Source organism: Amycolatopsis sp. cmx-11-32 (genome assembly GCF_047608695.1).
Lineage (GTDB): Bacteria > Actinomycetota > Actinomycetes > Mycobacteriales > Pseudonocardiaceae > Amycolatopsis.
The window spans coordinates 19,356-43,609 of sequence record NZ_JADNQN010000004.1 but is presented as its reverse complement, the minus strand read 5'-3'; the positions used below and the strand labels follow the sequence as shown (position 1 = coordinate 43,609).

Here is a 24,254-nt window from a genome sequence, read left to right as displayed (position 1 = left end):
GACACGTGGATCATGGTTGCTCGCGCGCTGCGGGTCTCGGGGACGTCTCATGATCATCCTCTTTATCGTTGTAGACGAAGAGGCGCGGGCGAGACCCATCGCCGTCTCCCTCGTGCCAGTCGGGCGGCCACGGCCGCCACGCCCGGAGCAACTCGTCCGTCAATTGGCTCGTCGGTGGCCATGTTGCCTGCGGTGGTAGATCAGCTCCCTGTACCTCGCGTCGGATTGACAACTCACTTTCATCCAGAGTTACGTGAACGGGTTTAAGGACGCCGGGACAGTAAATTCTTGCCAACTCGCGCAGGGTTGTAATGCTTGCCGAGACGTCCCCCTTCGCCAGACTGATCACATATATAAAGGTGGCAAAATTGCAGCTTACGATCTCATCCTCGCTGCCGAGCGTTGGGTTGTACGTATCCCACCAAGTCAGGACGCACGGGGTGACAGATCGCGGAAGCGCGGGCGCCGCCTTGCCAAAAATGTCTCGCAAGGGCCACGAGCCGTCCCTGATCGCTGCAGCGGTGCGATTAGCTTGCTTAATCGCCTTTGGGAAATTGACTCGTTGGTCTACAAAGTTCTGCAACTGTGCATGGCTGCGAAACTTGTCATAAGTTGTCTTCAGCTCCACAACGACAACGTCATCCGTTTGTCGATCCCACAGCACCAGGTCGGCGTCACCGACGCCACGGCGAGCACGACGCGCAGCCCATGCCAAACGCGAATGCTGCGGAAGTTGCGCTCCGAGCCAGTCGGCCGCCAGAGCTAGAGAACTACCAACCGTGGTACTCCATAGTCGTTCGTGGCGTCGAACCAGCAAGCTGATGAAGCCAAGATCTGGGTAAAGAACATGGAACGCGAAGGGCCATGATGCAAGGAACTCCCCGCATCGAAGAAACGGAGCTTGAACCCCCCAAGTAACCGCCTCTTGCGGTGTGACGGTGTGCAGGCTCAGCAAGGCGTCAAACTGTCCAGGTTCTCGAACTTCAAATTCTTTCTCAGTTGCAAATGAACACCAGTCAGCCCACAGCTCATCTGGTGAGAACCATCGCCGAGGATGCGTCTTCCACAGATCGATCACCCACGAGCGAAATTGCGGAACCATACCCATTGGAAATCCAACTCCCACGCAGAACGCTTCCCAGCCATCGGGCGCACTCTGCGAGAACACGTCCAGCTCACGCAAACCCATTTTGAGTGCCAACGCACCAAGATCTAATTCTCCAGACTTTTGATCGAGCTGCTCAATCACTTCCGCTGGATATTGAGCACGGCTAGCGAGTTCGCTGACCAAATGCAGAGCCGAACGACGCACAGGTTTTGCCAGCACCACCCGCAACCCATCGTCGTCAGAGACGAGTCTCCACAGACCTTGCCGGAAGGATGCAATTGCGTGTCGACGCTCATGCTTTCGCCCCTCATAAGCGAGGAGCTCCTCCGCGAACGGATCGGACAGTATTGCACGATCAAAGTAGGGAGCGATGAAATCGTCGAATCGACCAATAGATGCCGCGAGCACCTGCCAATTTACAGCGTGATCAAGGGAATTATATCGGGGAACGTGGTCAACGATCTCATCTCCGCGCTTGATAGCCAAGTCCAACAGCATTGGAACAACATAATTTGCCGACGCGACGTATTGAAACGGGTCGAGAAGTTGCCCATGATCGGCTAGTTCTTTCTCGCCTCGTCCTAACCTCTCAATGATGCGCTGCTGCAGATCCGGTTCAGGGCTCGACATGCCCAAATTATCTCACGCCTCAGCCTCACCCTGTCAAGGCTAATGACATCGTCACCAACAGAAACCGCAAAGCAGACGTTCCGGAAAATGCCACACCTTGCCATTGCCTGCTTCCCGTGAACGGTTCCACTCATTTTTGGAGGTGCAGATCACCATGATCAGCAATCCCACTCCGCAGCGACAATTGCGTTCGCACCGGCCGGAACGACCCGTTGCGCGGGTGCTCAACTCCGCCGAGCATCACGCGTGGCTGGTCCGGCATCTCACCGACCGCGATCGGTGGCTGTGCCGAATGCTGTTCGAGCACCACGTGCTCACCAGCACGCAGATCATCGACATCGCCTTCGCCGGGCGCCGCGCCGCGAAACTGCGTCTGCGCAACCTCTACAAGTGGGGCGTCGTGCACCGGTTCCAGCCGCACCGCGACCGCGGCTCGCACCCGATGTACTACGTCCTCGACACCGCCGGGGCAGTCACCCTCGCCCGGGAAGAGGGCATCGACCCCAAGCAACTGGGCTTCAGCCGTGAGCGCGAGATCGGGCGCGCCTTCTCCTTACAGCTGGCGCACACCGTGGGCTGCAACGGTCTGTTCACCGTTCTGATTCGCCGGGCCCGCAAGCCCGGGGCCACTGGCACGCTCTCCGCGTGGTGGTCCGCCGCACGCTGTGGCAGGCACTGGGGCGACATCGTCACCCCGGACGGCTACGGACGCTGGCAGGAGAACGGCCGGGAGGTCGAATGGTTCGTCGAGTTCGACTTCGGCACCGAGCAACTATCCCGGCTGGCGGGCAAGCTCGCCCGGTACGAGCGCCTGGCCGACACTACGGGCATCATCACTCCGGTGCTGGTGTGGATGCCCAGCGCAGCGCGTGAGGCCAACGCGCGCAAGGCTCTGGCCGAGGCGCTGCGCACCCTCGATCGGCCCGCACGAGTGCCGGTGGCGACCAGCAGCGGCGAAGCTGCCGCTGACCCACTCGATATGGCCGCACCCCGCTGGCGACGAGTCGACGACCTCGACAACACCGGTCGAGTCGCGCTAGCCGACTTGCCTGCCCTCTGGCCCTGTCTCCACGCACCGACACCCACCACAGCCCTCCTGCCGAGCAGTACGCCCGCGAGCCTCCGCCCAGAACTGACACCACCGCCGCCGATGCCCCCACCCGACCCCAGCAGCCGGTGGAGGTGAAGCAGACATGGGCAAGATCCTCGGGACGGGCGTGGCGCTGGTCCTGGTGCTCATACTCCTCATCGGCGGCGGAGCGATCGCCGGCGTGCAGGCCGTGTTCGGGACCACTGGCAGTGGCCCGGACTGTGCTCCCGGAGGCGTCACTGGCACGGCTGCGGGATACGGGCCGCAGGAGATGACGCATGCGGCAACGATCGTAGCCGTCGGTAAACGCATGCACGTCCCCGAACACGGCTGGGTCGTCGCGATCACCACCGCGCTCACCGAGTCACGCCTGCAGAACCTCGACCACGGCGACCGCGACAGTCTCGGCCTATTTCAGCAACGCCCGTCTATGGGTTGGGGAACCTCGGACAAGATCATGGATCCCAGCTACAGCAGCGAGCAGTTCTACCGCCATCTCCTGGCTATACCGAACTGGCAAAGCATTCCCGTCACCGAAGCCGCCCAACTAGTCCAGCGCTCAGGATTTCCAGACCGATACTCCCAGTTCGAAGATGCGGCCCGGCAAATCGTGGCCGCCACGCAGGGCGCCACATGCGCAACCAGCACGCCGGGCCAGCTACGCACCGACTGGCCATCCGAACAAGCCACCATGCCCGACCCCACCAGCGGCGGGCGAATAACCCCGCGCACCCTGAACCTCGTGCAAACACTGCGCGCCAACGGAATGACCGGGAACGGTCTCGGCTGCTTCGCGCACCGGCCAGCCAACCCGAGCTCCGATCATCCACAAGGCCGTGCCTGCGACATCATGTTCAACCCCCACAACCAGCCATCGGTGACCCATGGCTGGCAGGTCGCGAACTGGCTCATCACCCACCAGGCGAACCTCGGCGTCCACTACCTCATTTGGCAAGACCGGTACTGGTCAGCCGAAAGCCCGACTTGGAACACATACCAATCCAGCGCTTACGGCTGTCCCAATCCGAAAAATATCACAGGTTGCCACTACGACCACGTTCACGTATCAATGTATTGAAGGTGCCATATCGCATTTGATGTGATATGGCACCGTTAAGATAGTAAGCAATTTCGGTCGACATGCGGATTAAGTTGCCAACGCCGATCCCGATGGCGTGATCGCGACACACTTGTTCGCCCGCGATCCACTCCTGTGTCCACTATAGACACCGAGTCATGTCGGCGAGAATGCCCTGCGCCTGAGCAGCAAAAGTGCGGGCTACCGTACGAGTCAGGATGTCAGTCTATTCGTCGCATGACCAATGTGACCTCCGGGTAGCTACGATCGCCGCCGGCGTCATCCGCCTGCGGTGCCGGACCTTGGAAGTCGAGCGAGTAGAGCTCCCGGTCACTGTCGAGCAACTTGCGTTGGCGCAGCCTGACTTCTTCGCCAAGCAAACCAACGTCAGGATCGATCAGGCGGCGGGCCACCTCGCGAAGCTGCGGCCCCCCAGACCATTCGATCTTGACTGTCGAGTCAGCCGTCCACGCATCAATCCAGTGGGCGGTGCTAAGCAGATGAAGGCGCCGCAGCACGCGGCTGGCCAGCATCGGGTGCGCTCGGAGACGCCTATATCGACTCATGAACCGACTCTCTGCGGTCGTAAGCACAGGCTCATGCACGAAGAAGTCTTTCGTGGTTTCAAGGTACTCGTCATTCGCCCATGACATCGCCTTTGACCATTGCTTTGGCGTGACGCCCTTGATGAGGACGTTGGCTTCAGTTGGGTGTCCGTCGTTGCCGAGCAGGCGGAGAGTGACTCCTCGGCGGCTGGAAGTGACTCGAAGACCCGGAACGCCTGCGATCTCGTAGTCTTTACTGCGCGGCGCCAGGCCGAATATGAATGCTCCGAGAGTATGTGGCAGGACTGACAGTTCTAGCGATTGACGCTTCGGGGTGGCGTAGCGGAATGGGTAGAAGGGCAGATCGTGGTTACGCAACTGGCGGATGTCCCGGAGTGCCAGGAGGATATGTGCTTCTAGCTCCTGCTGAGCGGCTGTGGCAGCCGCTGGTATCGCCTGTCGGGAACCGCTCAGGCCGGTCTTGACGAGCTGATAGGGCTCGCCGGTGCAGTCCATGCGTGCCCGCAACGCACGTGTCTTAGCAGCTGATGTGTGCGGCATCAGGATCCATTTCCATCGCGCTGTCGACGGCAGTACGCCCTGCCCGCCAGCACCGCGGTCAGGGCGGTGAACAAACCGCCACCGACCGCGCCCGTAGCCCCGAAGACGATAACCAGCGGCAGAGTGATTACTAGCGCTAGAAGTGCCGCGCAGGCGGATGCGGTAACGATCAGCGACCTCGCCCTGCGAGTTCGCTCGTCGCAGTCGAGCAAACTGTCGAGCAGGCCTGTTGGCGTGGGCGGCTGGTCGTTTCGGCGTGATGGATGGACGCTCATGCTCCACCCTTCCTTGCCGCCGGTGCGGTGGCCGTCGATGCGGCCAACTGACGTTCATTTTCCCAGCGGGGCAACATCCGCAAGACCAAGCCTGGTGGTGAGTCCGACGGTCGCGATCTCCCAGCGAGGGTAGTCGGCGTTGGATCGGTGTCGATGATGCGCGCGTAGGTGATGTGCTCGTGGATCGGGCCGATCGTCGTGTCCACCATGAACTGGCCACGAGTGACCCCGGCCAGCGGATGCCGGAGAGCGTTCAAAATGTCGTAAATCGAGGGATCGTCGTCGATCTCGACGTGCAAGTAGTTGCCGCCATTGCCAGTCCACACGTCCAGCGAAAAGGCGCCGGCAAGCAGACCGACACGACGCAACATCGCGCTGCCCAACGCGATCGGCCCGGAGTGACGCCGATAAAAGTCGGCCATGTCTCGCTCGCCGGGACTCAGCAGAGGCGAACTCTTAAGCAGCAGGTCCACACTGCCGTCCTCGTATTCGGTGACCCGAGCCTCCTGCCAGATGTCCTCCCAGGTCCGACCACTGATGTTCCGAATGATCACACACGCATCGGTCAAGCGATTCTCCGCATTGAGGAGGTGGACGCGCAGGTGTCGCCCTGTCGGGACGACTCGCAGACCCGGCACCCCGTAGGCACTATCGCTCGGGTTAACTGGCGGAATCAGTGCGCGGATGAACCGCACGATGACATCCTCGAACAACTCGATCATCAGTCCGTTCGGCCGGGGATTCACCAAGCGGAAGACCTGATGGCCGTTGAAGGGGGCGCCCTTGAGGGAGGAGAACGTCGGCTGCGCGTCACGGATTGCCAGCAGTAGCGCTGTTTCGAGCATGCGCTGATGGAGGCTGGTCGCATCGGGCACGACCTGTTGTGTGCCCTGCAGCTCACTGATGGCCTGGAGGGCGAGTTGGTGAGCCTCGCAGGTGTATCTCCTGCGTAACCGAGTTGCGCACCTAATAGCAGAGGTAGTGTGCGTCATCAGGTCAGTCCTGTCCTCGCCGCCCCGGTTCGGCGAACACATCGACATAAAGTAGACCTGGCGTGCTACCAAGTTGCCTCGTAAACGACGGTAGGCCCTGAGGACCTTGCGGTCATAGTGATCAGCGGTCCGGGTGCTGATCTGACCGGGCTCCGTCGGAGCCATCAGGCCAGACAGTAGCACCCTCGCTGAGCTTCTGCAAAGCATGTACGCGCAACGGGTTTGAGCCCGCTTCCGTCGCAACTCCACAACCACCACCACTGCCTCTTCTTGCACCCAGCCGAACTTCACGCTGGTCTCCGCACCAGCCCGCTCGGGTGGCGCAGCACCTATCTCGGTGAGCGTCCTTGGCGCCGTCACCAGACCCGGGCCGAGGTAGATCAGAACGAATCCGGGGACCAGCGACGCGCCCCTGCTCGTCCGGCCCAAGCCAGCACGAAAGCCTACCGCTGACACCGCCGGTGACCAAGCGAGAATCACGCGAGCAGCGAGCGAAATTGCCGATAGGAAGCGGACTAGAACCTAAAGACGCGGGGAAGTGACGAGACACCTATCAGATAGCAAAATACCACCCAAGCCGACTGTTGATGCCTGCCGGCACCGAAGTCGGGGGACACAGCGGAGGGCCCAGCGCGACCCCTGCCTGCAACAAAGAGGAGCAAGGCCCCTTCTTCTCTAGGGGGTCCCCGTAAAGGAAGTCGGACAAGCAGGAAGAGAGGAAACAGGAAAGGAAGGGGGCGCCTATCGCTCGGCACATGAATCCCTATCAAAACAACACAGCGCCCGGGTTCAGGCAACCTGATTTACAGGTCCACGACGCAAGATGCGAAAAACTTGGCTGCCGGTTTCCATCTTAACCGCAATTCCCGCTAAGGACGAATACAGCTCAACCGGCTTGCCGGTCCCGCTGGTGGTTGTCCGACTGGGAAAGTGCATGAGCGAGGCGCGAGGTGTCCTGGGCGGGACACTGGTCGAGTTCTTTCAGCGACGTGGTGAGCAGGTGCAGTGTCCGCGGAATGCCGTCGTACTGGCCGAGCCGAGCTTGCATGCGCATGAGGTCGCGGTAGATCGCCTCATTGTAGGCGTCAAGCCGGCGGGCTTGCTCCAGCAGAGCGAGGGCCTGCTCGGGGTCGTCGTTCCTGACCGTGCGGATCACGAGGGCGAACGCGTTGAGTATTTCACGGCGCAATGCCTCCCGGGGGCCTTCGATCCATTCCGCGGTCATGCCTTCGGCGAGATCTCCGTGGTACAGCGCGGCGACCCGGTCGAGTGCCGCGACCGCGTCGGCCACCGGACTCAGAGTCCGGCTCGCGGCGAGCGCGTCCCGCAGCTGCCACAGGTCGACGGTCACGATCGCCGGGTCGAGCCCGTAATGGCTGTCCTGGCTGACGATGACGTCGAGGTCGTCGTCTTCGGTCGCTCGGCGAAGGCCGCGCCGGAGTTGCGAGAGGGTCGCGTGGAAGCTGTTGTACGGACGCGTGCCCGGAGCGTCCGGCCAGAGCGCGGCGCTCAAGGTTTCGCGTCGGCAGCCCTCGCGGTGCTGCGCCAGGTAGGCCAGGATCTCGCGCTGCCGCGGCGCGAAGGATTCGATGAGGTCGCGGGGCTCGGAGTTCGTGTGCGTCAGATGGAGACGGCCGAGGACGTCCAGGCGCAGTGGCGCGGCCGTCCGGTCTTCGTCGCGCAGAACGGGCTTCTGGTTGTGATCAACGGCGTCCGGCACGGCGTCGATGTGTTCCCGGGGCGGCTCGTCGCTGCCGGGGCCTGCCGCCCGCAGGAGCGAGAGCAGGTCGAGGGCGTCGGCGGCGGGCAGGGTGAACAGCCTGGCACCGGACAGGTCATCACTCAGGGCGGGGCTCGTCGCCTCCACGGCACCGTCGTCGCTCACGCGCACGGTGCCGCCGGGTCGCCACCGGCCGAGGAACAGCCCGGCCAGCCCGAGGCGCGAACCGCTCTCGAGGACGGCGTGGGCACGCCGCTCCGTGTCGGCGGCCGGTGCCGCCACGACCAGGAAGGGCCCGTTGTCGTTGTACTCGTGTCCGCGCGCGAGCAGTTCGGCTTCCAGGACGTCGAGGGCCGCGGGCAGGTCGTCGATGAGGCGCAGCCGCTCCGGTACGCGGTCGGGGAGGTCGTGTCCGAAGAGCGAGCGAGCGTCACTGGCAGGGATCAGGACCGTGGCGTCCAGACCGTCGCCGGCGGCCCGCGCGAGTAGCGTCACGATCAGGGCCCTCGCGGCGGCGTGGGCACCGGAACCGACGAGTCCCAAACCCTGCTTACGCGCGAGGTCCAGGGCGACGGCCTGTCCGGCACGAACGCCGAGCACGGTGTCCGGTGAGTCCGGCAGCACGGCCCGGACCGTGGCCTGTGCACGATCGCGGACGTCCATCCCGGCCGGCCGCGACTCAGGTACGGCACCATCGGGGGCCCACGTTGCGGAGTCGTGAGCGATCCGCAGCGCGCGCACGACCGGCAGCCCAGCGGGGTCAGCATGCTCCGGGGAACCGGGTTGGTACCAGCGGCGACGTCGCAGCCGCACAGTGACCATCGCGAGAGTGACCAGGGCCGCCAGCCCGAGACTGACGAACACGCCGCCCGGCAGCGAGATCCCGCTGTCATCGAAGTGCCGCTCGTCGTCGGGAGGTGCCTGCGGACGGCTCTCCGGAGACGGCGGTACCGGTTCGGGTGCACGCTCTGGTGGCGGTGTCACCGCGACCGGCAGGACGAGGTTCCAGCCGGGCAACAGCCGGTCGGGGTGGCGGAGCGCACGGCCGTCGGGTTGAGCGCGGCCCACGTTCAGGTCGAAGAGCTCAGGCCAGGCGTCCGGGTCTCCGAGTTCGCGTTCGGCGATGCCCGAGAGCGTGTCGCCAGGCCGCACGTCGATGGTCGCGGCGGCGGTGTCCACGGGACGCGGAAGCCCGACCGCGTCCGCTGGGAGCAGCAGCGTCCATCCGGGTTCGAGGTCGTCCGGGTTGTCCGCGAGCAGCGAGCGATTGAGCCGCACGACCTCGTGATAGCGGGTGCCGTTGCCGAGACAGCGTTCGGCTACGTCCCACAGGGTGTCGCCGTGCACGACCGTGTACGGAACGGCACGAAGCGGTGTGAGGGGTTGAGTCTGCGGCCGCGGCGGCGCGGTGGCCACGACCGGCGCGGCGGGAACACCGGAAGCGGCAGCGGTGCTCGTCGAGGTGACGATGAGCACTGCGGCGACAAGCCCGGCGATCCACCGGCCGCACGGGACCCGGCTCAGACCGTGCCCGGTCTGGCGGATCAGTTCTGCGGCCACCGAGACGGTGATCATCAGCCAGCCCACCCACGCCACGGCCAGGACCAACCAGATCACGAGATCGCCGGTGAGCCACGCCCACCGCAACGTGTGCCAGATCCGCTCGGGCCAGCGGCTGATCGGCGCCGGATCTGGCCAGCGATCGGGAATCAGGCGGGTGGGCCCGGCGCCAAGAGCGACAAGTCCGCTCGGGACTCCGGCGACGAAAGCGAGCAGGGCGAGCGCGGCGAGCACGCCTCGGATCACCTGTGCCGCGCGGGAAGTCACGGTAGCCCGCCGTCGCGGGTGCCGACACCGAGTTCGGCCAGAGCGGTGCCGGTGGATTGGACGCTGCCGCCGAGCAAGCCGATGGGGGCGGGTTCGGTGAGAGTGACCGTCACGCGCACCGCGCGGGGCCCGAGGATCGTGACCTGGCCGGGGTGTCCGGCCCGCGCCAGGTAGTCGGACGCGGCACGGGCGGCAGTGGCGGTGTCGATACCGACGGTCGGGCCGCGGGTGTCCACGGCTGTGTTCGCCGCGCGGGCGGCTTCGGCGGCCAGGGCGTCCGCGCGGGCGATCGCCCGCAGCCGCGCGGAGCCGTCGACCACCAGCGCCAGGACGAGCAAGAGCGCGGGCACCAGGACAGCGATCATCACGCTGACCGACCCGGCATCGCGTCGCTGCCCAGACGTGGTCATCGAATGCCCCGATACGGGTCGGCCGGGCTGGTGAAGGTGCTGGTGATCGTCCGCGTCCCACCGGGCACGGGAAGGGCCAGATCACTGAGCGCGACACGGCACAGCACGCTGGCCCTGACCTGACCGGCGCGGCCGAGGGCAATCTGGCCGGCGTCGACCGAAACGCTGGTCTCCCGGCAGGTGATGCCTTCACGCTCGAGACGCTCGCGGGCGACCGTCGTTCCGGCCTGCTCTGCCGCCACCGGATTGCGAGCGATCGAGGCGGCTCGTGCGGCAGCGGTCGCGGCGTTGTCGACCGCTTGCTGGGCTGAGCTGACGCGGGCACCAGCGATGATCAGCAGCCCGGTGAAGAGCACGGCGGGAATCAGCACAGCGGCCTCGACGCTGACCGAACCGGCGTCGTTCCAGCGTCTTGCGGATGTGCCACTCACGAGCGACCTCCGGTCGTGAACCGCTCCTTCACCGCCCGCGCGTGCACCTCGACCCCGAAATCCAGGCCGGGGATCGGCAGCACGCGGATCGCGGTGCCGGAAACGGTGACCTGATTGTCTTCCGCCGTGGCCGTGGCGCGGATCTCGGAGGCGGTGAGGACGCCTCGTCCGGCGCGGTCCGCGAACGAGCGTGCCGCGTCGGAGGCTGTGGCGATCGTGGTGCCGACGGGACGACCGGCGTCGGCCCCGGCTTGGGCCGCCTGGGCGGCGACCGCGTGCGCATGCCACCACAAACCGCATTGCACAGCGGCGAGAATCAGCACCAGGACGACGGGGAACAGTACCGCTAGACCGATGGATTCCGCCCCGCTGTCGTCGATCACCCGAGTCCGGCGGAAATCCTGGATGATTGTCCCTAGTGGACGCTTCGGCATCATCGGCTCACTTCTGCGGGCACGGCGACTCCGCGCACACTCTTCGCGGCGGAGGGGCCGGCGGCCGCGGGTTTCTTTCGTTTGGTCCGGTTGCCTTTCGGGTCGTTGGCCCATCGGGCGAGGTCGGCGGCGGGCACATCGGTGAACGCCGCCAGCTCGTCGAGTCCAATCACGCTGCTGGACTCCGCTAGTACTTCTTTCAGTTCTCGTTCGATGTCACCAAGTTGTGCGGCGATGTCGGCGTGGCGTGCCGCGAGTTCGCCGACAGTGCGGGCCGCCTCTGTCCTTCTCTCACTGCGGGCGGCATCCGCCAGTCCGACACGGCGTTCGATCTCCTCGGTGGTGGCCATCCGTGATCAGCCTCCTTCACCTGATCTGGCTTTGGTAGTTCGTCACAGCGGCACGGATGGCGACCCCGAGCCCGATCGCCACGACGAGCCCGATGGCGACGAGGACGGCCTTCTCCACGGATTCCGATCCGCGGTCACCGGAAGCGCGCACCCGCGCCCAGCGGTTCTCCACGGTGGCCACCAGAGCCAGCACCATCCCGCTCAGCATCAGCGAGACATCCGCGCATCGGCGCCGCGCGGCGACAAGGTTCTCCGACATGGTTTCCCACTCCCTCACTTGTTTTCCGGTCCGGCTACGTGATCAGGCGGATCATGGCCGGGTACATCACCATCAGCAGGAACGCGACCAGCAGCAACGCCACCGGCAAGGCGAGCCGCTGGGACCGGGAGTTGGCGTCGGCCTTGTCCGCGGCCAATGAGGCCGCACGCAGCGCGCTCGCTTTGGCGATCAACGTGGTGTAGACGGCCGCGCCGTCGGCCGCGGTGGCGAGAATGTGGGCCAGGTCGGCGAGTTCGACCACACCCATTCGCTTTCCCAGACGGGACAAGGCTTCCCATGGGGTGTACCCGGCCCGTGCGGCCCGGCCGAGAGTGCGGCTGATCCGGGCGAACACCCACGAGTCTCCGACCGCGGCGGCTTCACCCAGGGCTTGGCTGGGAGCGCGGCCGATCGCGCGTTCCTGGGCAACGAGGTCGAGATAAGCGGCGGTAGCCCGGCGGAATTCCTCCCGTGCCCTGGCTGCGTCCTCCCGGACGGCCAAGACCGGCACCAGGGACCCCGCCACGGCCGCGACGACCACGGCAGGCACGACCACCGTGCCGGGGAATCCGCCGGACCACGCCAGCCCGGCGACCACGAGAACCGCCGCGGCGGCGGCACCGGCCCACACCAGACGGCGAGCGACATACCGTTCGGCGGTCTGGCCGAGCACGTCGAGATCGGCGGCGGGGATTCCCCACCAGCGGCCCGACGACCGCGCCGAGTACCCGGTCAGCCACCTGATCCGGGCGAGCCAGCGGCCCGGCGGCGGAACGCCGTCGGCGCGTTGGTCCAGTTCCGCCACCGCCGCGGCGACGTCGACCGGTGCCGGTCGCAGCAGAGCGAGAAGCGCGCAGACGACAGTGAGCGCTGCCAGCGCGCCGAACAGAGCGGCGGCGATTCCGGAGCTCACGAGGACACCTCGGCGACAAGACGGGAGTCCGTGCCGAGCAGCCGGGCGGGACGGCGAGTCCGGATCAGGAAATGCATCCACCAGCCCGCCGCGCCCAGCAGACCCCCGATCCCGGCCAGGACGAGCTGGCCGAGCACACTGCCGAACGGGGCGAGGAACTCGCTGGCGAAGCACACCAGACCGGTAGTCAGGAGCACGGCGATACCGAGAATGGCGCGGACGTCGGTGTGAGGTTTCGCGCGATCGGCTTCGATGTCGCGGCGAGCGACCACCTCGCGTTCGAGGGCGGTGGCTTTGCCGTCGAGGATGTCGACGAGGCCGCGTCCGCCCGCGCGGGCGCGGAGGATCAAGGTGAGCACCACTTCGTCGGCGGCTTCGTCGCCCACGTCCTCGGCGAAGGCGCGAAGGGCGGGTTCAAGACCGCGAGTACGCAACCGCGCCGCCAGGGTCTGGATCTCCGTGGCCAGCGCCTCGGGAGCGGTGCGAGCCGATCCGGCGATCGCCTGTTCCAGCCCGCCGGCGCCGGACGCCAGCACATCGGCGAGGCGCCGCACCCAGCTCGCGAGCGCGTCCAAGCGCGCGATCACCCGCCGGGCGTCATGACCGCGGACCAGGTTCGGCACGGTCACCACGGCGGCGGTGACCAGGATCGCGGCGACCGGCCAGCCGGTGCCCCACCACACCACCGTGCCCGCGGCGACCGCCACGGCGACTCGCCGAACCGGAACCCGCGCCAGGAGATGTGCCCCCTGCCGCGGTCGGTCTGTTCGCGAGAAGGGCGGCAGGAAAGCCGCGACCGCGCAAACGATCGCCAGCGCCGCGGTCACACCGAGGACGCCCGGCCACACGCCCGTCACCGCCTTCCTCCGTTCGAGAAACCGTTGCCGGACAAGGGCATGTCGAATAGGGATCGGTCGAACCCGTGTCGCTCCAGGCGTTCGAGGAGTTCACGGCTCGGCGCGAACGCCGGAACCGCGCGACCGTCGACCGGACGCGGGGCGAAGATCTGGGTGACGTCCGGGCGGCCGGAATCGCCGACCAGCCCGACTTCGATCACTTCGGCCACGAACCGTTCCCTGCGCCGCCCGGCGGGAGAGTGGTGGTCGGCGCGGGTGACATGCACGACGAGGTCGATCGCGGAAGCGGTCCACTGGTGGGCGGCGTCGATCGCCAGCGGTGGATCGGCGAGCTGCCCGAGCGCGCCGATCCGGTCGAACACCGCCGACGCGCTCGTGGCGTGCAAGGTGCACATTCCGCCTGTCGCCCCGTTCCCGAGCGCGCGCAGCATCGCGGTCACTTCCCCCGCCCGGACCTCCCCGACGATCACCCGGCTCGGCGAGTGCCGCAACGTCTGCTTCAGCAGGTCGTCCAAGGAGATCTCCCCGATCCCCTCCGAGTTCGCCGGACGCGCCTCCAGCGGAGTAACCAACGGCCGGGCACCGATATGCAGCCCGAGTTCGTACTCCTCCTCGACCGTGACCACATGCTCGTACTCCGCGATCTCCGCGCACAACGCGCGCAGCAACGTCGTCTTGCCCGCGGCCGGTCCTCCGGAGACGACCATGTTGCAGCCCGCCCGCACCGCCGACCGCAGGAACGACGCGAGCAGCGGGTCGAGCGTCCCGTTCGCTATGAGATCGTCCAGGCCGACATCGACCAGGCGGTGGCGCCGGATCGCCACCCGTGGCCGGTCGGACACCTCCATCACCGCGGCCACCCTCGCCCCCAGCGGACCACCAGCGCCGATCCGCAGGTTCCCCAGTGGGCGACCTGCGTTGAACTCCCGGGAGGTCTGGCCCTGGCGGGCGAACATCGCCGCGAGCATCTCCACCAGATCGGCGTCGGTGTCGGCCACCGGATACGGCCATTGCTCGACCGAACCGTCCGCCAGTTCCAGCAAAATCCGATCACAACCGTGCACATGGATGTTCTCGACATCGTTGCGCTCCAACAACTCCTCCAACGCACCCAGCCCGAACAACGCGGCCGCCACCGCGCGCGTCAGCCGCCGTTCTTCCTCGACCGGCAAGGGCGAGTGCCCGGCGACGGCACGGCGTTCCACCCAAGCAGCGACCTCTTCCGCCGCGTAAGCACGCATCCGCGCCTGCTGTTCCTCGGCGGACAAGAGACTGTCCACTGGGGACTCGCCCGCCGCGACTCGCTCCAGCCGGGCGGCGACCGCCTCCCGGATCTCCCGAACGACCCGGGGGTCGGGCCTGCCGTTCGCGCCATCTCGCTGTGACGGCGGCGTCACCGAGAAGCGGTATCCGTTGGCTGGCAACGTCATCGGATACCTCCGTGGAGCAGGAGCGTCGATGCCGGGGCGCGCATTCCGGCAGGCGCGTAGCTGTGGTAGGTACCGTGGAGACGTCGTGCCGCGCGGCGCATGCCACGCAGCAACGGCGACCGGCGCGGGAGCGTCCCGCCGTCGATTCCGTCGGAGAACACCGCCGCCGCCCGCCCGTCCTCCGGTACTTCGACCGCGACGTCCCGGCTCAGCGCCGCGCGGACCTCGCGGGTGCCGGCGGGCGTCGTCGCGCAGACGACCAGTCCCAGCCGCCGCGGCACGATCCGCTCGGCGAGCTCGGCCAGAACGGGACGCGCGGCCAGTACGTGCCGCTGGGTCGGGCGTACCGCCACGAGCACCACGTCGGCGGCCAGCAGCAACGGCCAGGGCGTGTCCGCGCCGTAGCGGCCGAGATCGACGAGCGCGTCGGCCGGGCATCCGGTCGTGGTCTTGAACGCGGCCAACCCCACAGTCAGCCGCGTCCATCCCCGGGCACTGACCGCGCAGTGCTGGCCGGGCGCGGTCAATCCGGCGAGCAGCCCGACATGTCTCGCCGGGGGAACCGCCTGCACGTGCTCGGCCAGCGTCGCCGGGTCCCCCGCCACGGCGTGCCGGGTCGCGGTGGCGTGCGACAAGAGACCGACTTCGGCTCGGATCGTGCCATCGACGATCCATTGGCCCAGCCAGCCCGGCGCGAGGTCTCCCCCGGCCGGATCGCAGTCGGCCAGCAACGCCGGCGCGGGCCAGACCGCCGCCAGCGCGGCCAGCGTCGTGGTCGCGCCGGGCGCCCCTTTCCCCGAAACGATCGTGATCATGGCCATTGCCCTCACCTCGTCCTTTCCTCACGCGCCAGGTCCGAGCTGGACCATGACGACCTGACCCGCGGCGGCGCTGGTCGCGGCTTGTGCGGCGTCCGCGCCGACGACGACATCGACGGTGACCACGCCAGAGGAGTCCGGCGGGCCGACGCCGAGCACTCGCGCGCGAAACGGTCCGATCGTGCTCGCCGGAACCTGTCCGGTGTCGGTCCCGGCGCTGCTCATCACCGGGCTGACCTGCACCAGATCTCCGGGCGAGAAGCCCCGCGCGGGCAGGTGGCCCGGCTTCACCGGAAGTCCTGCCAGCCGTTCCCCTGGCCCCGGGATCGGCTGCGCGGACAGCTGTCCAGGCGCCAGCACCGTTCCGGCGGGCAGGATCGAGCGCGCGACCTGGCCGATGATCCGGGCGCGGTCACCGGCGGGGATGGAGGCCAGCGGCTGTTCCGGGACGGCTTTGGCCACTCCGAGATCCTCTTCGCCGATCGGCTGGCCCCAGCCCACGTCACGGAGCAGGATTACGACGTCGACCCGTTCGTCCTGGCCCGTGATCAGGATGTAGTTGCCGACGGCGGCCACCGCGGCCAGTACCACCGCGATCCCCAGCAGCCACCAGCGCCGTCGCCGTGGCACGCGCGGGCCGTCGTCGGTGGGCGACGGCCGGGAAAAAGACAAAGCGGTACCCATCGGGGTTATTCCTTCCCCTTTTCGAAAGAACAATTCTTTTGTGCCCGCGGAATGCGAATCAGTTCCGGTTCGCGCGCAGGGCCTGCACTTCGGCGACCGCGAACGTCGCTCTCGCCTGTGATCGCATTTGCGGGAAGTCACCGCCCACGGAAGCGGAACCGTCCGAACCGACCCAGCTCACCGACCACTGGATCGCCCACTCCGCGCTGGTCTGATCGTTCGGCTGCCCGGCCGAGCCGCGGGTGTACATAAAGCCGCAATCCGGGCTGGCGGTATGCAATCCGTAGGAGCGGTGATATGGCGTCCCCGGTCCCGAGCAGGTCAACGAACCGCCACTGCCGGAATCGAATGTCATGCCCACCGGTGTCGCGGTCACCTCGGCCCATACAGGGCCGGCCTGAACCCGTTCCACGGCAGGTTTCCAGACTCCGCGTTCAGTCCAGATCCAGGTGTTCTCCCCGACGATCGTGGCTTCCCGCCCATCAGGCAGCCGCACGTCGGGCGAATGCCGGGGAACCGGCAGTGGCAACCGCAATTGCTCGAACGCCTCAGCCGCCAGCTCCGCTGGTGACGGGAGAGGAGGAGCCACGGGCGCCGGGTCACTGTCGGCGGGCACCGGCGGCAGGCAACGTATCCCGAACGCGCTGCCGCCCGGCCGTCCGATTCCCGGGGAACCGCCGACACCGAACCCACCGAGGGAACAGTCTGGCGGTAGTCCGTCCGGATCCGCCGCCTGCCGGGCTTGGCCTCCCGGTTTCGCTCCGGGCTCGCCAGGCCGGACGGGCGCTTGACCACGCTGGTCCAAGGCTCGCAGGTCGATACTCGGCGGGGCGTACTGCCCGAACTGGTCGACGTTGTTCGGGACGACGATGACCTGGCCGTCGTCCTGGGGGCCGGGCACGGCCTCCGCTTCGGGCGGTCCGGTCGCCCAGACAGCGAGCGCGCAGGTCGAGCAGACGAGGACGTTCCTGATGCTCATCAGCACTGCCCTCCTGGATACGCGAGTTGGGATACCCGCCATCGGCCGTCCGCCGCGTCGCGGACCATTTGGGCGTGGATCGGAATTCGCGGGGATCCCACGGTCTTCCGATCGCCGGTCGCCGCGTCCGCCTGTCCCGAACGGGAACCGTCTTGGCAGTCGGTCACGGTCGCCCGATCACCCTGGACGTCGACGCCGGTGATCCGGGTCGTGACGTCCCCGTAGGGCTTCACGCCGACCTCCTTGTTGCGGCGCATCGCTTCCAGGGCCGTCGACAGCTGCGGGTCCGCCGCGAGCGCGGCCATCGCAGCCCGCCAGGTGTCTTCCGGTGTATTCGGAATGGCCAGAGACCGCGGCCAGAACTGGGTATAGGCGGCTTCGACGGCCTGCCGCGGTTCCGGGCCGGGCGAACTCGGCGCCGAGGATCCCGGCGATGGAGCCGACAGGTCAGGCGAAGCAGCGGGTGTCGGCGCTTCGCCGGTCACGCAGCCTGCTGACAGCATGGCGACGACCAGGATGCCGTACCGCCGCGGACGTCGAGTCGCGAAGTCGTTCACAAGTTCCTCCTCGGTGTCTATCCCCAGAGAATGCCGAGCAACGCCCCGGCGATCAGCGATGGTCCGGCGGGAAACCGCGAATTCACGCTCTTGGACGTCACGAGGACCACGAGCGCCACCACCGCAGTGAGCCCGCTGGCGATCACCAGCCCCTGTACCAGACCGTCCCACCCGAACCAGCCGAGAAACAGGGCGAGAGCGGCATAAAGCGCGGTGTCGCCACCGCCGGTGTGTTCCGGCGCCCAGAACTGAACCAGCGACGCAAGGCAGTACACGGCCACGGCCGCCAGGCAGGCGAGGCCGTACCGGGACCAGCTTCCGTCGACCACCGTGACGGCGAACAAGAGCGTCGCTCCCCCACCTGCCAGCGTCGCCACCAGCGAAAACGGAAGCCGCCGGCACCGCAGGTCCGTGAGCGCGAGACCACAGCCCAGCGCGCAGGCCCAGCACCATGCCGGCCAGATCGGTGTCGCACCCAGCCGCACCCAGCCTGCCCAGGACAGCGCGGCCGTGGTCGCCGACAACGCCGCGGCGACCGCTCGGCGACGCCATGCCCCGCTCGCTACCACCGTGCTCGTCGTCCGCTCCACCGCCGCGAGCAGTACCGGTCCCGAGGCGAGACTTCCCGCTCCGGCCGCGAGCATCGCTACCGAGACCATCAGGACCTCCAGGGCTGGATTCGAGCATCGTCATGCTCCCGTCACGGAGATGACCAGCGAGCTCGCCGCGGCCGCTACCGCACGGTGGTGCTCGGAAGCGCTCACGATCACGTCCACGACGACGGCGTCATGCGCATCGGGCTGTCCGACGTGAGCGACCCTGGCGAGGAACGATTCACGGTTTCGCAGGTACGCCCCACAGGAACGACGCAGACGATCGTTCCCGGATCCAGGCCCAGCTCCGGACGGTGCCCTCGCTCGGCTCGGAGACCGACCAGATACTCCCCGCTGAACGCGCGCTGGCCCGTAGCCAGCGCCCGCCGGGTGAGGACGGTCCCGGCGGGCAGGCTGGCGGCTAGCCGCGTCCCGATCACCTCGGCCATCTCGCTCGCGGGGATCATCTGCGCGTTGTGCGCGGGCTCCATCTCGACGGTGGCGAAGTCGGTCTCGAGGAGCGTCGCCGACCACGCCTTGTCGGAAGCGAGCACCAGGACAGGCACGGTTTTGTCCCGCAGAAGGTCGACGCCGTGAAGGATGACGAGGGCGATCACCGCGGCGATGAGGGCGGCGGCCAGATTCAGCAGGCGCTCGGATCGATCGCGCTTGCTCCGATGGAGCTGATCCGCCCCGGTACCGGACGGCTTCACGGCCGCCTCGCGGGTGGTCATGACGTCACCTCGTTGGCGTCATGGCCCAGATCCTCGGCATTGACGCGCTCGATGACCTGGCAGTCCACCTGGCACACGCCGCAGGCGACCGTTCCGAAGTCCGGCGGACGATCGTCTCGCAGCACGTCCGCCGTCACCGGCAGGGACTTCACCGACCCGCAGGCCAGGATGTAGTCGGCTCCTTCCGTCTTGTCGGCGATCATCTTTCTCCGCTTTCGCCGCACCGTCGTCCACGCGGTGATCACGGTGGCCAACCGGTCGGGCGACCCCGATGCGTAGTGCTCCCTGCCAGCTCACCGGACCGGTTGACCGACCGCGCTTCTCTTGCGTCACCAGGCGGTCCGCTTCCTGGTCGAGATCAACTCGTACACCCGCAGGCCCGACTGAGCGCAAGGTAAGTAGCAGGTGAGTGTGGGCTCAGTAGGCCGTCTTTCACCCGTTCGGGGCACGTGGACGCCCGGAGCCGAAGTTCGCCCCTTGCGTGGAAGCAAGATCGTGTTAGCTGGCGGGTATGGGTGGGGAGAACATCTCGTATCAGCAGAGGGTGAACTACGCGGTCACGTTCTCCGCGGGAAATGGGTCATCTCCGTCCTCGCCGCGCTCGCGCTCGGCAAGCTGCCGTACACGGAGTTGCTGGCGACGGTCAACACCGCCGAACGGCGGCCGGGGAGCCGGCACGACCCGTTGTCCGACCGGGTCTTCACGGACACGCTGGAGCGCGGGGTGAAGCACGGCTTGATGACCAAACACGGGGATCCGCAGTCGTACGAACTGACCCCCAAGGGGCGTGCCCTGCTACGAGCGGTACGTCCACTCGTGGGATGGGCCCAGGATCACGACAGCGACAATGCCGTCCGCGCGGGCTGAGATCACCTGGCCCCAGCCTACGGAATCGGGGGCGCGGCCAGGTTTCCCTTGACGGCACAGACGCGGTCGCGTCCCGACTGCTTGGCGGCGAACATCGCGTTGTCCGCGGCGAGAAGAAGGTCTTCGAGATCCTGTCCCACACCGGGATAGTGCGCGACGCCGATCGACACGCTGACCCGGAGCCCTGCCGCTTGATCGTCTTCGTCGCCGAATTCGAGCGCTCCGACGGCGGCGCGGATCCGCTCGGCGGCGCTGACGGCGGCGTCAGCCGTCACGTCCGGCAGGAGAATTACGAATTCCTCTCCGCCGAAACGCCCGGTGAGGTCGTAGGAACGAACCTGATGACGGACGGTGTCAGCGACAGCTTTGAGCACACGATCACCGACGAGGTGACCATGGGTGTCGTTGATCCCCTTGAAGTTGTCGAGGTCGATCATCAGCACCGCGACCGACGTCCGGTAGCGCTCGGCCTTGCCGAACGCGCGCTCCGACAGGCTTCGCCAGCTGGTCGCGTTGAGCAAACCGGTTTTCCGATCCGTGGTCGCCACCTGTTCGAGGTGTTTGACGAGCACGCTGCGATGCAGGACGTAGACGGTGGGCAACACGAACGCGATCAGCCAGGGTCGCCAGGCCATCAAGACCGCCATCAGCAGGCCGATGCAGAGGGTGACGATTTCCAACGCGTTGTCACTCCAGCTGCCCAGCAACCGGGCGGCGGATCGGTCTCCGGTCTCGAGCGCGATCACCGCGCCGACAAGTACGGAGTTGACCGTCCAGAAGGCCGCGATGACCAACATCGGGGCGATCAGGTCGTGAGGCTTGACGAAGTCGAGGATCCGACCGCCGGGACCGAGGCGAACGACCAGCGACGCGGCGTAGACCGACAGGATCATCATGGCGGCGTTGAAGACCGCTCGATAGACCGGGACGCCGGACGTCCAGCGCCACGTCCTCCACCACAGATGGAGATAGAGGACGATGGCCGTTGCCGCGCCGAGGCCGGGCCCGACCGACAGCGTGACGGCCAGGATCGAAACCGAGCTCATATTGACGTGCGGAGTGTCCGAAAGCTGCCGACGAAGGCGTTCGATGTACCGCGTCGCTTCCGCGACCAGAAGGCCGGAGCCGAGCAGCACCCCGAATTCGATCCAGCCTGTCTTCGTGACGGAGGTGTTCACCGCCACCACGCCTGTCGTGACGACCGCGGCCGTCACGACACCGGTCACGAAGGTGATCACACGCGGTCTCAGCGCGAAGAGCCGCTGTCTCGTCGCTCTTCGAGTACGCCCGAACACCCTGCGCTCCCGGCTGCCCGTCCTGTGATCCTCACCCTGCATACTGGCTGCGCTTGCGTCCTCGGACGGCCTGACCGCGGCCGGCGTTGCTCCCGCCTCCGCTGTCGATCCGTCCACACGGTCCGCTCCCTGGGAGGAGGTGCTCGTCGTGGCCGGAAAGGAGTGGTGAGGTGAATCCGCGACCAGATCGGACCGGTTCCCGCGCCGACGCCGGGAGCCGGTCCAGTTCCACGAGCACAGCAGTACCAGCGCCAGGCCGGTGGCGATCAGCCCCGCGCCCGCCACCGCCCTGGCGGAGCCGATCGACTCTGCGGCGAGCCCGCCCAGAACCACGGCGATGCCCTGCGAGCAATACATGCAGGTCGCCATCCTGCCCATCACCCTGCCAAGGCTCCGGTCCGGCACGACGTCGACGACCATCGTCTGCGTCTGGATGAGGTACGCGGTGGACAACGCACCCGAGATGGCCCAGAGCGCCACCGATACGGCGAGCCCCGGGCCGAAGCCGCAAACTACAAGAACAAGGCCAGCCGCGGCGGCGAGCGAGGCCGCAGCGACCGGCGAAGCGGGAATCCGGACACGGGTCGTGAGCCACGCGCCGATCGCGCTGCCGGCGGGATCGGCGGCGAGCAGCAAACCGACGCCCCAGACGGCCGCCCCCAGCTCACCGGCGTAGGGCACGGCGAGTCCCTCCGGCACGATGTACAAACCGAGCAGTCACACCAGTCCGTACAGCACGAAGAGCTTGCCCCGTTGCCCGACCGCGCCTGGGTCACCGTCGCCGGACGTCGATCGGCTCGAGGCAGCCGGTCGTGAGCGAACTCCGACCAGAACCAGGATCGCGGCGGCAACGAACGTCGAGGCGTTCACGAGCATGCCTATATGCGGTTCGACGACCACGAACAGCATGCCGCCGCCTGCGAATCCGGCCAACTGGGCGGCCTGGGTCGTGAACTGCCGCAGGGCCACGCCTGCCGCGTACTCACCGTCACGTTCGAGGATCTGCGGAGCAAAGACATATGAGCCGCTTTGAAAGGGCCCGCCACGACGCTCAGCAATCCCACGCACACCCACAACGCCGGAAGCGGCATTGCCGGAATCGCCATGAGCGCCGCGAGCATCGCGCGTACGAAATCCGCGACGACGATCACCGTCCGCCGCGGAAAACGATCGGCCAGCCCGGAGAGCAGGAAACCGCCCAGTACGGAAGGCACAAAAGTCAGGCCATACGTCAACGCTGTCAGCATCGCCGACGAGGTCTGGGCGAATACCATCAGCGACAGTGCCACGCGAGCGACCTGGTCACCGGCGATCGACACCAGCTCCGCGCTCCATAGCCAGCGAAACTCGCGAACGCGCAATGGCGCCGCGAAACCGGCCTTAGCCTGCTCAGCCATTCCCTCCCCCGCCTACGCACGGCAGCGGTCCCCGAACCTCTGCCACAGCGAGTATCCCGCCAACTACGTTAGGTTCGAACAGGCAGGAGGTCGCCTCTCACAAACGATGTTCACTCGTAAGTAGCAAGTCGGCGACCGTTAGTTACACAGCGTTGCAACCGATATGCATTCAGGCTCGAACCGACTACAGCGCCAGCCCTGCGGTGCCTGCGAGATGCGCAGCCTTCCGTGAGACGTCTCGCCGTCCACGCTGCAAGACCATTCGAACGAGAGCATGTGCCGCAGGTCGGAAGGTGATGTCCTCGGGCGCCTCGGCATGGGCAGTCTCCAAGAGCGTCATCGCCTGCGAGAAATCTCGTCGTTGAGTGAAGCCTTTGGCGCTGTCGAGCAGGAAAGCCACGCGGCGTTCGATAGACGGGACCCGGCCCGAGTCCACTTTGGACGCGAGCCGTAGTCCTTCTGCGGCTTCGCCGGTCTCCACTTCGATCGCCACGCTGTACATCGCCAAGTTGGCGGGTCCGAACGCGGTCCAGCAGATGTTGGAGTCACCGACGCGATCCGCCAGTGGCGCGGCCTGACGCAACTGTTCCCGGCCGACCCACGGTTTCCGCTTGCGGACCGCCGCGATGGCCGCGATGGCCGCGATGAGCAACAGGGCGCCGGACATCGCCGTCACATCATCGCGTTCAGGGCCGACAGCGGCCCGAAGCGCATCCAGCGCCGTCATCGCGGCGTCCTCGGCTTCCGCAGGTCGCCGGTCGGCCAAGTGCACCTGGGCGAGGTTCCAGTGGGCTCCGGCCAGCCGGACGGGATCGTCCGCCTGTTCAGCCGCGGTGATCGCACGATCGACGGCCAGCAGCGAAAGATCGGGCAGTCCGACCCGTTTGGCGACGGTCCGCAGCAGGCCGTAAAGGTCGGCGGCCACGGCGTTCGCCTGGCGTTGCCGACCGCTGGCATCACCGCGAACCGTCGCCGTCGTGGCTTCGATGATCCCGGGCAAGGCCGCCGTCAGTTCGGTATAGCGGTTCGGGGAGGTCTGCCAGGTTTTCCACAGAGTTCGAACGTGCCGACTCAGCTCGGCGACCTCCATGGGCTCGCTCATCGTCGGCATCGTCACCGCGCGATGGAGATCGCCGGTCTCCAGTACCGCCGCCCGTTGGAGCGGCTTCGCCGGCCGCGCCTGCAGCAGCTCCCCCGGCTCGACCTCGAGCGCCTCGGCAATCGCCAGGAGATCGGGTAACGCGGGCAGCTTCCGACCATGCTCGATGTAGTCCAAGTAGCTGATCGAAATCCCCGCGAGACCGGCTATGACAGGCCTGGACTTGCGCGCCAGCGTTCGGTGGTGGAGTACCCGGCTTCCCACAGCTTTCGCCAGCTCGTCGTCCACCATCCAGGCCCACCCCTACCAGGTCTTATCCGC

At 66.9% G+C, this 24,254-nt stretch carries 26 protein-coding genes; 3 read left to right on the top strand and 23 right to left on the bottom strand.

Annotation, left to right across the window (positions count from 1 at the left end):
* Positions 1-10 precede the first annotated feature (10 nt).
* On the bottom strand, positions 11-1,738 hold the full coding sequence (locus tag ACM6LR_RS12665) for a hypothetical protein (protein WP_414943848.1): 1,728 nt from the start codon (positions 1,736-1,738) through the stop codon (positions 11-13).
* 154 nt (positions 1,739-1,892) lie between these two features.
* Between ACM6LR_RS12665 and ACM6LR_RS12660 the strand changes: the two genes are divergently transcribed.
* On the top strand, positions 1,893-2,924 hold the full coding sequence (locus ACM6LR_RS12660) for a replication-relaxation family protein (protein ID WP_414943847.1): 1,032 nt from the start codon (positions 1,893-1,895) through the stop codon (positions 2,922-2,924).
* Positions 2,925-2,931: 7 nt separating this feature from the next.
* Positions 2,932-3,906, top strand: a complete 975-nt coding sequence (locus tag ACM6LR_RS12655) for a hypothetical protein (protein WP_414943846.1) — start codon at positions 2,932-2,934, stop codon at positions 3,904-3,906.
* Between the two features lie 221 nt (positions 3,907-4,127).
* On the opposite strand, the gene ACM6LR_RS12650 is transcribed toward ACM6LR_RS12655, so the two are convergent.
* The 18 genes from ACM6LR_RS12650 to ACM6LR_RS12565 form a co-directional block, all read right to left on the bottom strand.
* Positions 4,128-4,967: a hypothetical protein gene (locus tag ACM6LR_RS12650; protein WP_414943845.1), complete on the bottom strand. Its 840-nt coding sequence runs from the start codon at positions 4,965-4,967 to the stop codon at positions 4,128-4,130.
* Between the two features lie 316 nt (positions 4,968-5,283).
* The gene (locus tag ACM6LR_RS12645; RefSeq protein WP_414943844.1) at positions 5,284-6,162 is read right to left on the bottom strand and encodes a hypothetical protein; all 879 of its coding nucleotides are present in this window, start codon (positions 6,160-6,162) and stop codon (positions 5,284-5,286) included.
* 1,003 nt (positions 6,163-7,165) lie between these two features.
* Positions 7,166-9,826 carry a LysM peptidoglycan-binding domain-containing protein gene (locus ACM6LR_RS12640; protein ID WP_414943843.1) on the bottom strand — a complete coding sequence of 887 codons (2,661 nt, stop codon included), beginning with the start codon at positions 9,824-9,826 and terminating at the stop codon, positions 7,166-7,168.
* A complete protein-coding gene (locus ACM6LR_RS12635; protein WP_414943842.1) occupies positions 9,823-10,236 on the bottom strand; it encodes a hypothetical protein in 414 nt (137 codons plus the stop codon). The genes ACM6LR_RS12640 and ACM6LR_RS12635 overlap by 4 nt, the downstream gene beginning before the upstream one ends.
* Positions 10,233-10,667: a TadE/TadG family type IV pilus assembly protein gene (locus ACM6LR_RS12630; RefSeq protein ID WP_414943841.1), complete on the bottom strand. Its 435-nt coding sequence runs from the start codon at positions 10,665-10,667 to the stop codon at positions 10,233-10,235. The genes ACM6LR_RS12635 and ACM6LR_RS12630 overlap by 4 nt, the downstream gene beginning before the upstream one ends.
* Positions 10,664-11,050, bottom strand: a complete 387-nt coding sequence (locus ACM6LR_RS12625) for a TadE/TadG family type IV pilus assembly protein (RefSeq protein ID WP_414943840.1) — start codon at positions 11,048-11,050, stop codon at positions 10,664-10,666. Before ACM6LR_RS12625 ends, ACM6LR_RS12630 begins: the two co-directional genes overlap by 4 nt.
* Before the next feature lie 50 nt (positions 11,051-11,100).
* Positions 11,101-11,451, bottom strand: coding sequence for a hypothetical protein (locus ACM6LR_RS12620; protein ID WP_414943839.1), 351 nt, complete (start codon positions 11,449-11,451; stop codon positions 11,101-11,103).
* Between the two features lie 16 nt (positions 11,452-11,467).
* On the bottom strand, positions 11,468-11,710 hold the full coding sequence (locus ACM6LR_RS12615) for a hypothetical protein (RefSeq protein ID WP_414943838.1): 243 nt from the start codon (positions 11,708-11,710) through the stop codon (positions 11,468-11,470).
* Between the two features lie 34 nt (positions 11,711-11,744).
* Positions 11,745-12,623 carry a type II secretion system F family protein gene (locus ACM6LR_RS12610; RefSeq protein ID WP_414943837.1) on the bottom strand — a complete coding sequence of 293 codons (879 nt, stop codon included), beginning with the start codon at positions 12,621-12,623 and terminating at the stop codon, positions 11,745-11,747.
* Positions 12,620-13,480, bottom strand: coding sequence for a type II secretion system F family protein (locus ACM6LR_RS12605; protein WP_414943836.1), 861 nt, complete (start codon positions 13,478-13,480; stop codon positions 12,620-12,622). The genes ACM6LR_RS12610 and ACM6LR_RS12605 overlap by 4 nt, the downstream gene beginning before the upstream one ends.
* Positions 13,477-14,910 (bottom strand): CpaF family protein, encoded by a 1,434-nt coding sequence (locus ACM6LR_RS12600; protein WP_414943835.1) that lies wholly within the window; start codon positions 14,908-14,910, stop codon positions 13,477-13,479. Before ACM6LR_RS12600 ends, ACM6LR_RS12605 begins: the two co-directional genes overlap by 4 nt.
* Entirely contained in the window at positions 14,907-15,731 is an 825-nt protein-coding gene (locus ACM6LR_RS12595; protein WP_414943834.1) for a hypothetical protein, read from the bottom strand. The genes ACM6LR_RS12600 and ACM6LR_RS12595 overlap by 4 nt, the downstream gene beginning before the upstream one ends.
* Before the next feature lie 21 nt (positions 15,732-15,752).
* Positions 15,753-16,412 (bottom strand): hypothetical protein, encoded by a 660-nt coding sequence (locus ACM6LR_RS12590; RefSeq protein WP_414943833.1) that lies wholly within the window; start codon positions 16,410-16,412, stop codon positions 15,753-15,755.
* Between the two features lie 58 nt (positions 16,413-16,470).
* On the bottom strand, positions 16,471-17,391 hold the full coding sequence (locus ACM6LR_RS12585) for a hypothetical protein (protein WP_414943832.1): 921 nt from the start codon (positions 17,389-17,391) through the stop codon (positions 16,471-16,473).
* On the bottom strand, positions 17,391-17,948 hold the full coding sequence (locus ACM6LR_RS12580) for a hypothetical protein (protein WP_414943831.1): 558 nt from the start codon (positions 17,946-17,948) through the stop codon (positions 17,391-17,393). Before ACM6LR_RS12580 ends, ACM6LR_RS12585 begins: the two co-directional genes overlap by 1 nt.
* A gap of 17 nt (positions 17,949-17,965) precedes the next feature.
* Entirely contained in the window at positions 17,966-18,607 is a 642-nt protein-coding gene (locus ACM6LR_RS12575; protein ID WP_414943830.1) for a prepilin peptidase, read from the bottom strand.
* A gap of 107 nt (positions 18,608-18,714) precedes the next feature.
* A complete protein-coding gene (locus tag ACM6LR_RS12570; RefSeq protein WP_414943829.1) occupies positions 18,715-19,275 on the bottom strand; it encodes an SAF domain-containing protein in 561 nt (186 codons plus the stop codon).
* A complete protein-coding gene (locus ACM6LR_RS12565; RefSeq protein ID WP_414943828.1) occupies positions 19,272-19,520 on the bottom strand; it encodes a hypothetical protein in 249 nt (82 codons plus the stop codon). The genes ACM6LR_RS12570 and ACM6LR_RS12565 overlap by 4 nt, the downstream gene beginning before the upstream one ends.
* A gap of 232 nt (positions 19,521-19,752) precedes the next feature.
* Here ACM6LR_RS12565 and ACM6LR_RS12560 point away from each other — a divergent pair, with 232 nt between their 5' ends.
* Positions 19,753-20,142 (top strand): winged helix-turn-helix transcriptional regulator, encoded by a 390-nt coding sequence (locus tag ACM6LR_RS12560; RefSeq protein WP_414943827.1) that lies wholly within the window; start codon positions 19,753-19,755, stop codon positions 20,140-20,142.
* Positions 20,143-20,159: 17 nt separating this feature from the next.
* Here the strand turns inward: ACM6LR_RS12560 and ACM6LR_RS12555 are convergent, their stop codons facing one another.
* From ACM6LR_RS12555 to ACM6LR_RS12540, 4 genes are all read right to left on the bottom strand, one after another.
* Entirely contained in the window at positions 20,160-22,136 is a 1,977-nt protein-coding gene (locus ACM6LR_RS12555; protein WP_414943826.1) for an MFS transporter, read from the bottom strand.
* Positions 22,137-22,154: 18 nt separating this feature from the next.
* A complete protein-coding gene (locus tag ACM6LR_RS12550; protein ID WP_414943825.1) occupies positions 22,155-22,346 on the bottom strand; it encodes a hypothetical protein in 192 nt (63 codons plus the stop codon).
* Positions 22,316-22,834, bottom strand: a complete 519-nt coding sequence (locus tag ACM6LR_RS12545; protein ID WP_414943824.1) for an MFS transporter — start codon at positions 22,832-22,834, stop codon at positions 22,316-22,318. Before ACM6LR_RS12545 ends, ACM6LR_RS12550 begins: the two co-directional genes overlap by 31 nt.
* A 184-nt stretch (positions 22,835-23,018) precedes the next feature.
* A complete protein-coding gene (locus ACM6LR_RS12540; RefSeq protein ID WP_414943823.1) occupies positions 23,019-24,224 on the bottom strand; it encodes a helix-turn-helix domain-containing protein in 1,206 nt (401 codons plus the stop codon).
* Positions 24,225-24,254: the final 30 nt, after the last annotated feature.

What these genes read in the sequence shown, in the direction of transcription:
- ACM6LR_RS12665 (WP_414943848.1), bottom strand. Translation starts at nt 1,738, where the DNA reads ATGTCGAGCCCTGAACCGGATCTGCAGCAGCGCATCATTGAGAGGTTA.
- ACM6LR_RS12660 (WP_414943847.1), top strand. Translation starts at nt 1,893, where the DNA reads ATGATCAGCAATCCCACTCCGCAGCGACAATTGCGTTCGCACCGGCCG.
- ACM6LR_RS12655 (WP_414943846.1), top strand. Translation starts at nt 2,932, where the DNA reads ATGGGCAAGATCCTCGGGACGGGCGTGGCGCTGGTCCTGGTGCTCATA.
- ACM6LR_RS12650 (WP_414943845.1), bottom strand. Translation starts at nt 4,967, where the DNA reads ATGGACTGCACCGGCGAGCCCTATCAGCTCGTCAAGACCGGCCTGAGC.
- ACM6LR_RS12635 (WP_414943842.1), bottom strand. Translation starts at nt 10,236, where the DNA reads ATGACCACGTCTGGGCAGCGACGCGATGCCGGGTCGGTCAGCGTGATG.
- ACM6LR_RS12620 (WP_414943839.1), bottom strand. Translation starts at nt 11,451, where the DNA reads ATGGCCACCACCGAGGAGATCGAACGCCGTGTCGGACTGGCGGATGCC.
- ACM6LR_RS12615 (WP_414943838.1), bottom strand. Translation starts at nt 11,710, where the DNA reads ATGTCGGAGAACCTTGTCGCCGCGCGGCGCCGATGCGCGGATGTCTCG.
- ACM6LR_RS12600 (WP_414943835.1), bottom strand. Translation starts at nt 14,910, where the DNA reads ATGACGTTGCCAGCCAACGGATACCGCTTCTCGGTGACGCCGCCGTCA.
- ACM6LR_RS12595 (WP_414943834.1), bottom strand. Translation starts at nt 15,731, where the DNA reads ATGGCCATGATCACGATCGTTTCGGGGAAAGGGGCGCCCGGCGCGACC.
- ACM6LR_RS12590 (WP_414943833.1), bottom strand. Translation starts at nt 16,412, where the DNA reads ATGGGTACCGCTTTGTCTTTTTCCCGGCCGTCGCCCACCGACGACGGC.
- ACM6LR_RS12585 (WP_414943832.1), bottom strand. Translation starts at nt 17,391, where the DNA reads ATGAGCATCAGGAACGTCCTCGTCTGCTCGACCTGCGCGCTCGCTGTC.
- ACM6LR_RS12575 (WP_414943830.1), bottom strand. Translation starts at nt 18,607, where the DNA reads ATGGTCTCGGTAGCGATGCTCGCGGCCGGAGCGGGAAGTCTCGCCTCG.
- ACM6LR_RS12570 (WP_414943829.1), bottom strand. Translation starts at nt 19,275, where the DNA reads ATGACCACCCGCGAGGCGGCCGTGAAGCCGTCCGGTACCGGGGCGGAT.
- ACM6LR_RS12550 (WP_414943825.1), bottom strand. Translation starts at nt 22,346, where the DNA reads ATGCTGTTCGTGGTCGTCGAACCGCATATAGGCATGCTCGTGAACGCC.
- ACM6LR_RS12545 (WP_414943824.1), bottom strand. Translation starts at nt 22,834, where the DNA reads ATGGCTGAGCAGGCTAAGGCCGGTTTCGCGGCGCCATTGCGCGTTCGC.
- ACM6LR_RS12540 (WP_414943823.1), bottom strand. Translation starts at nt 24,224, where the DNA reads ATGGTGGACGACGAGCTGGCGAAAGCTGTGGGAAGCCGGGTACTCCAC.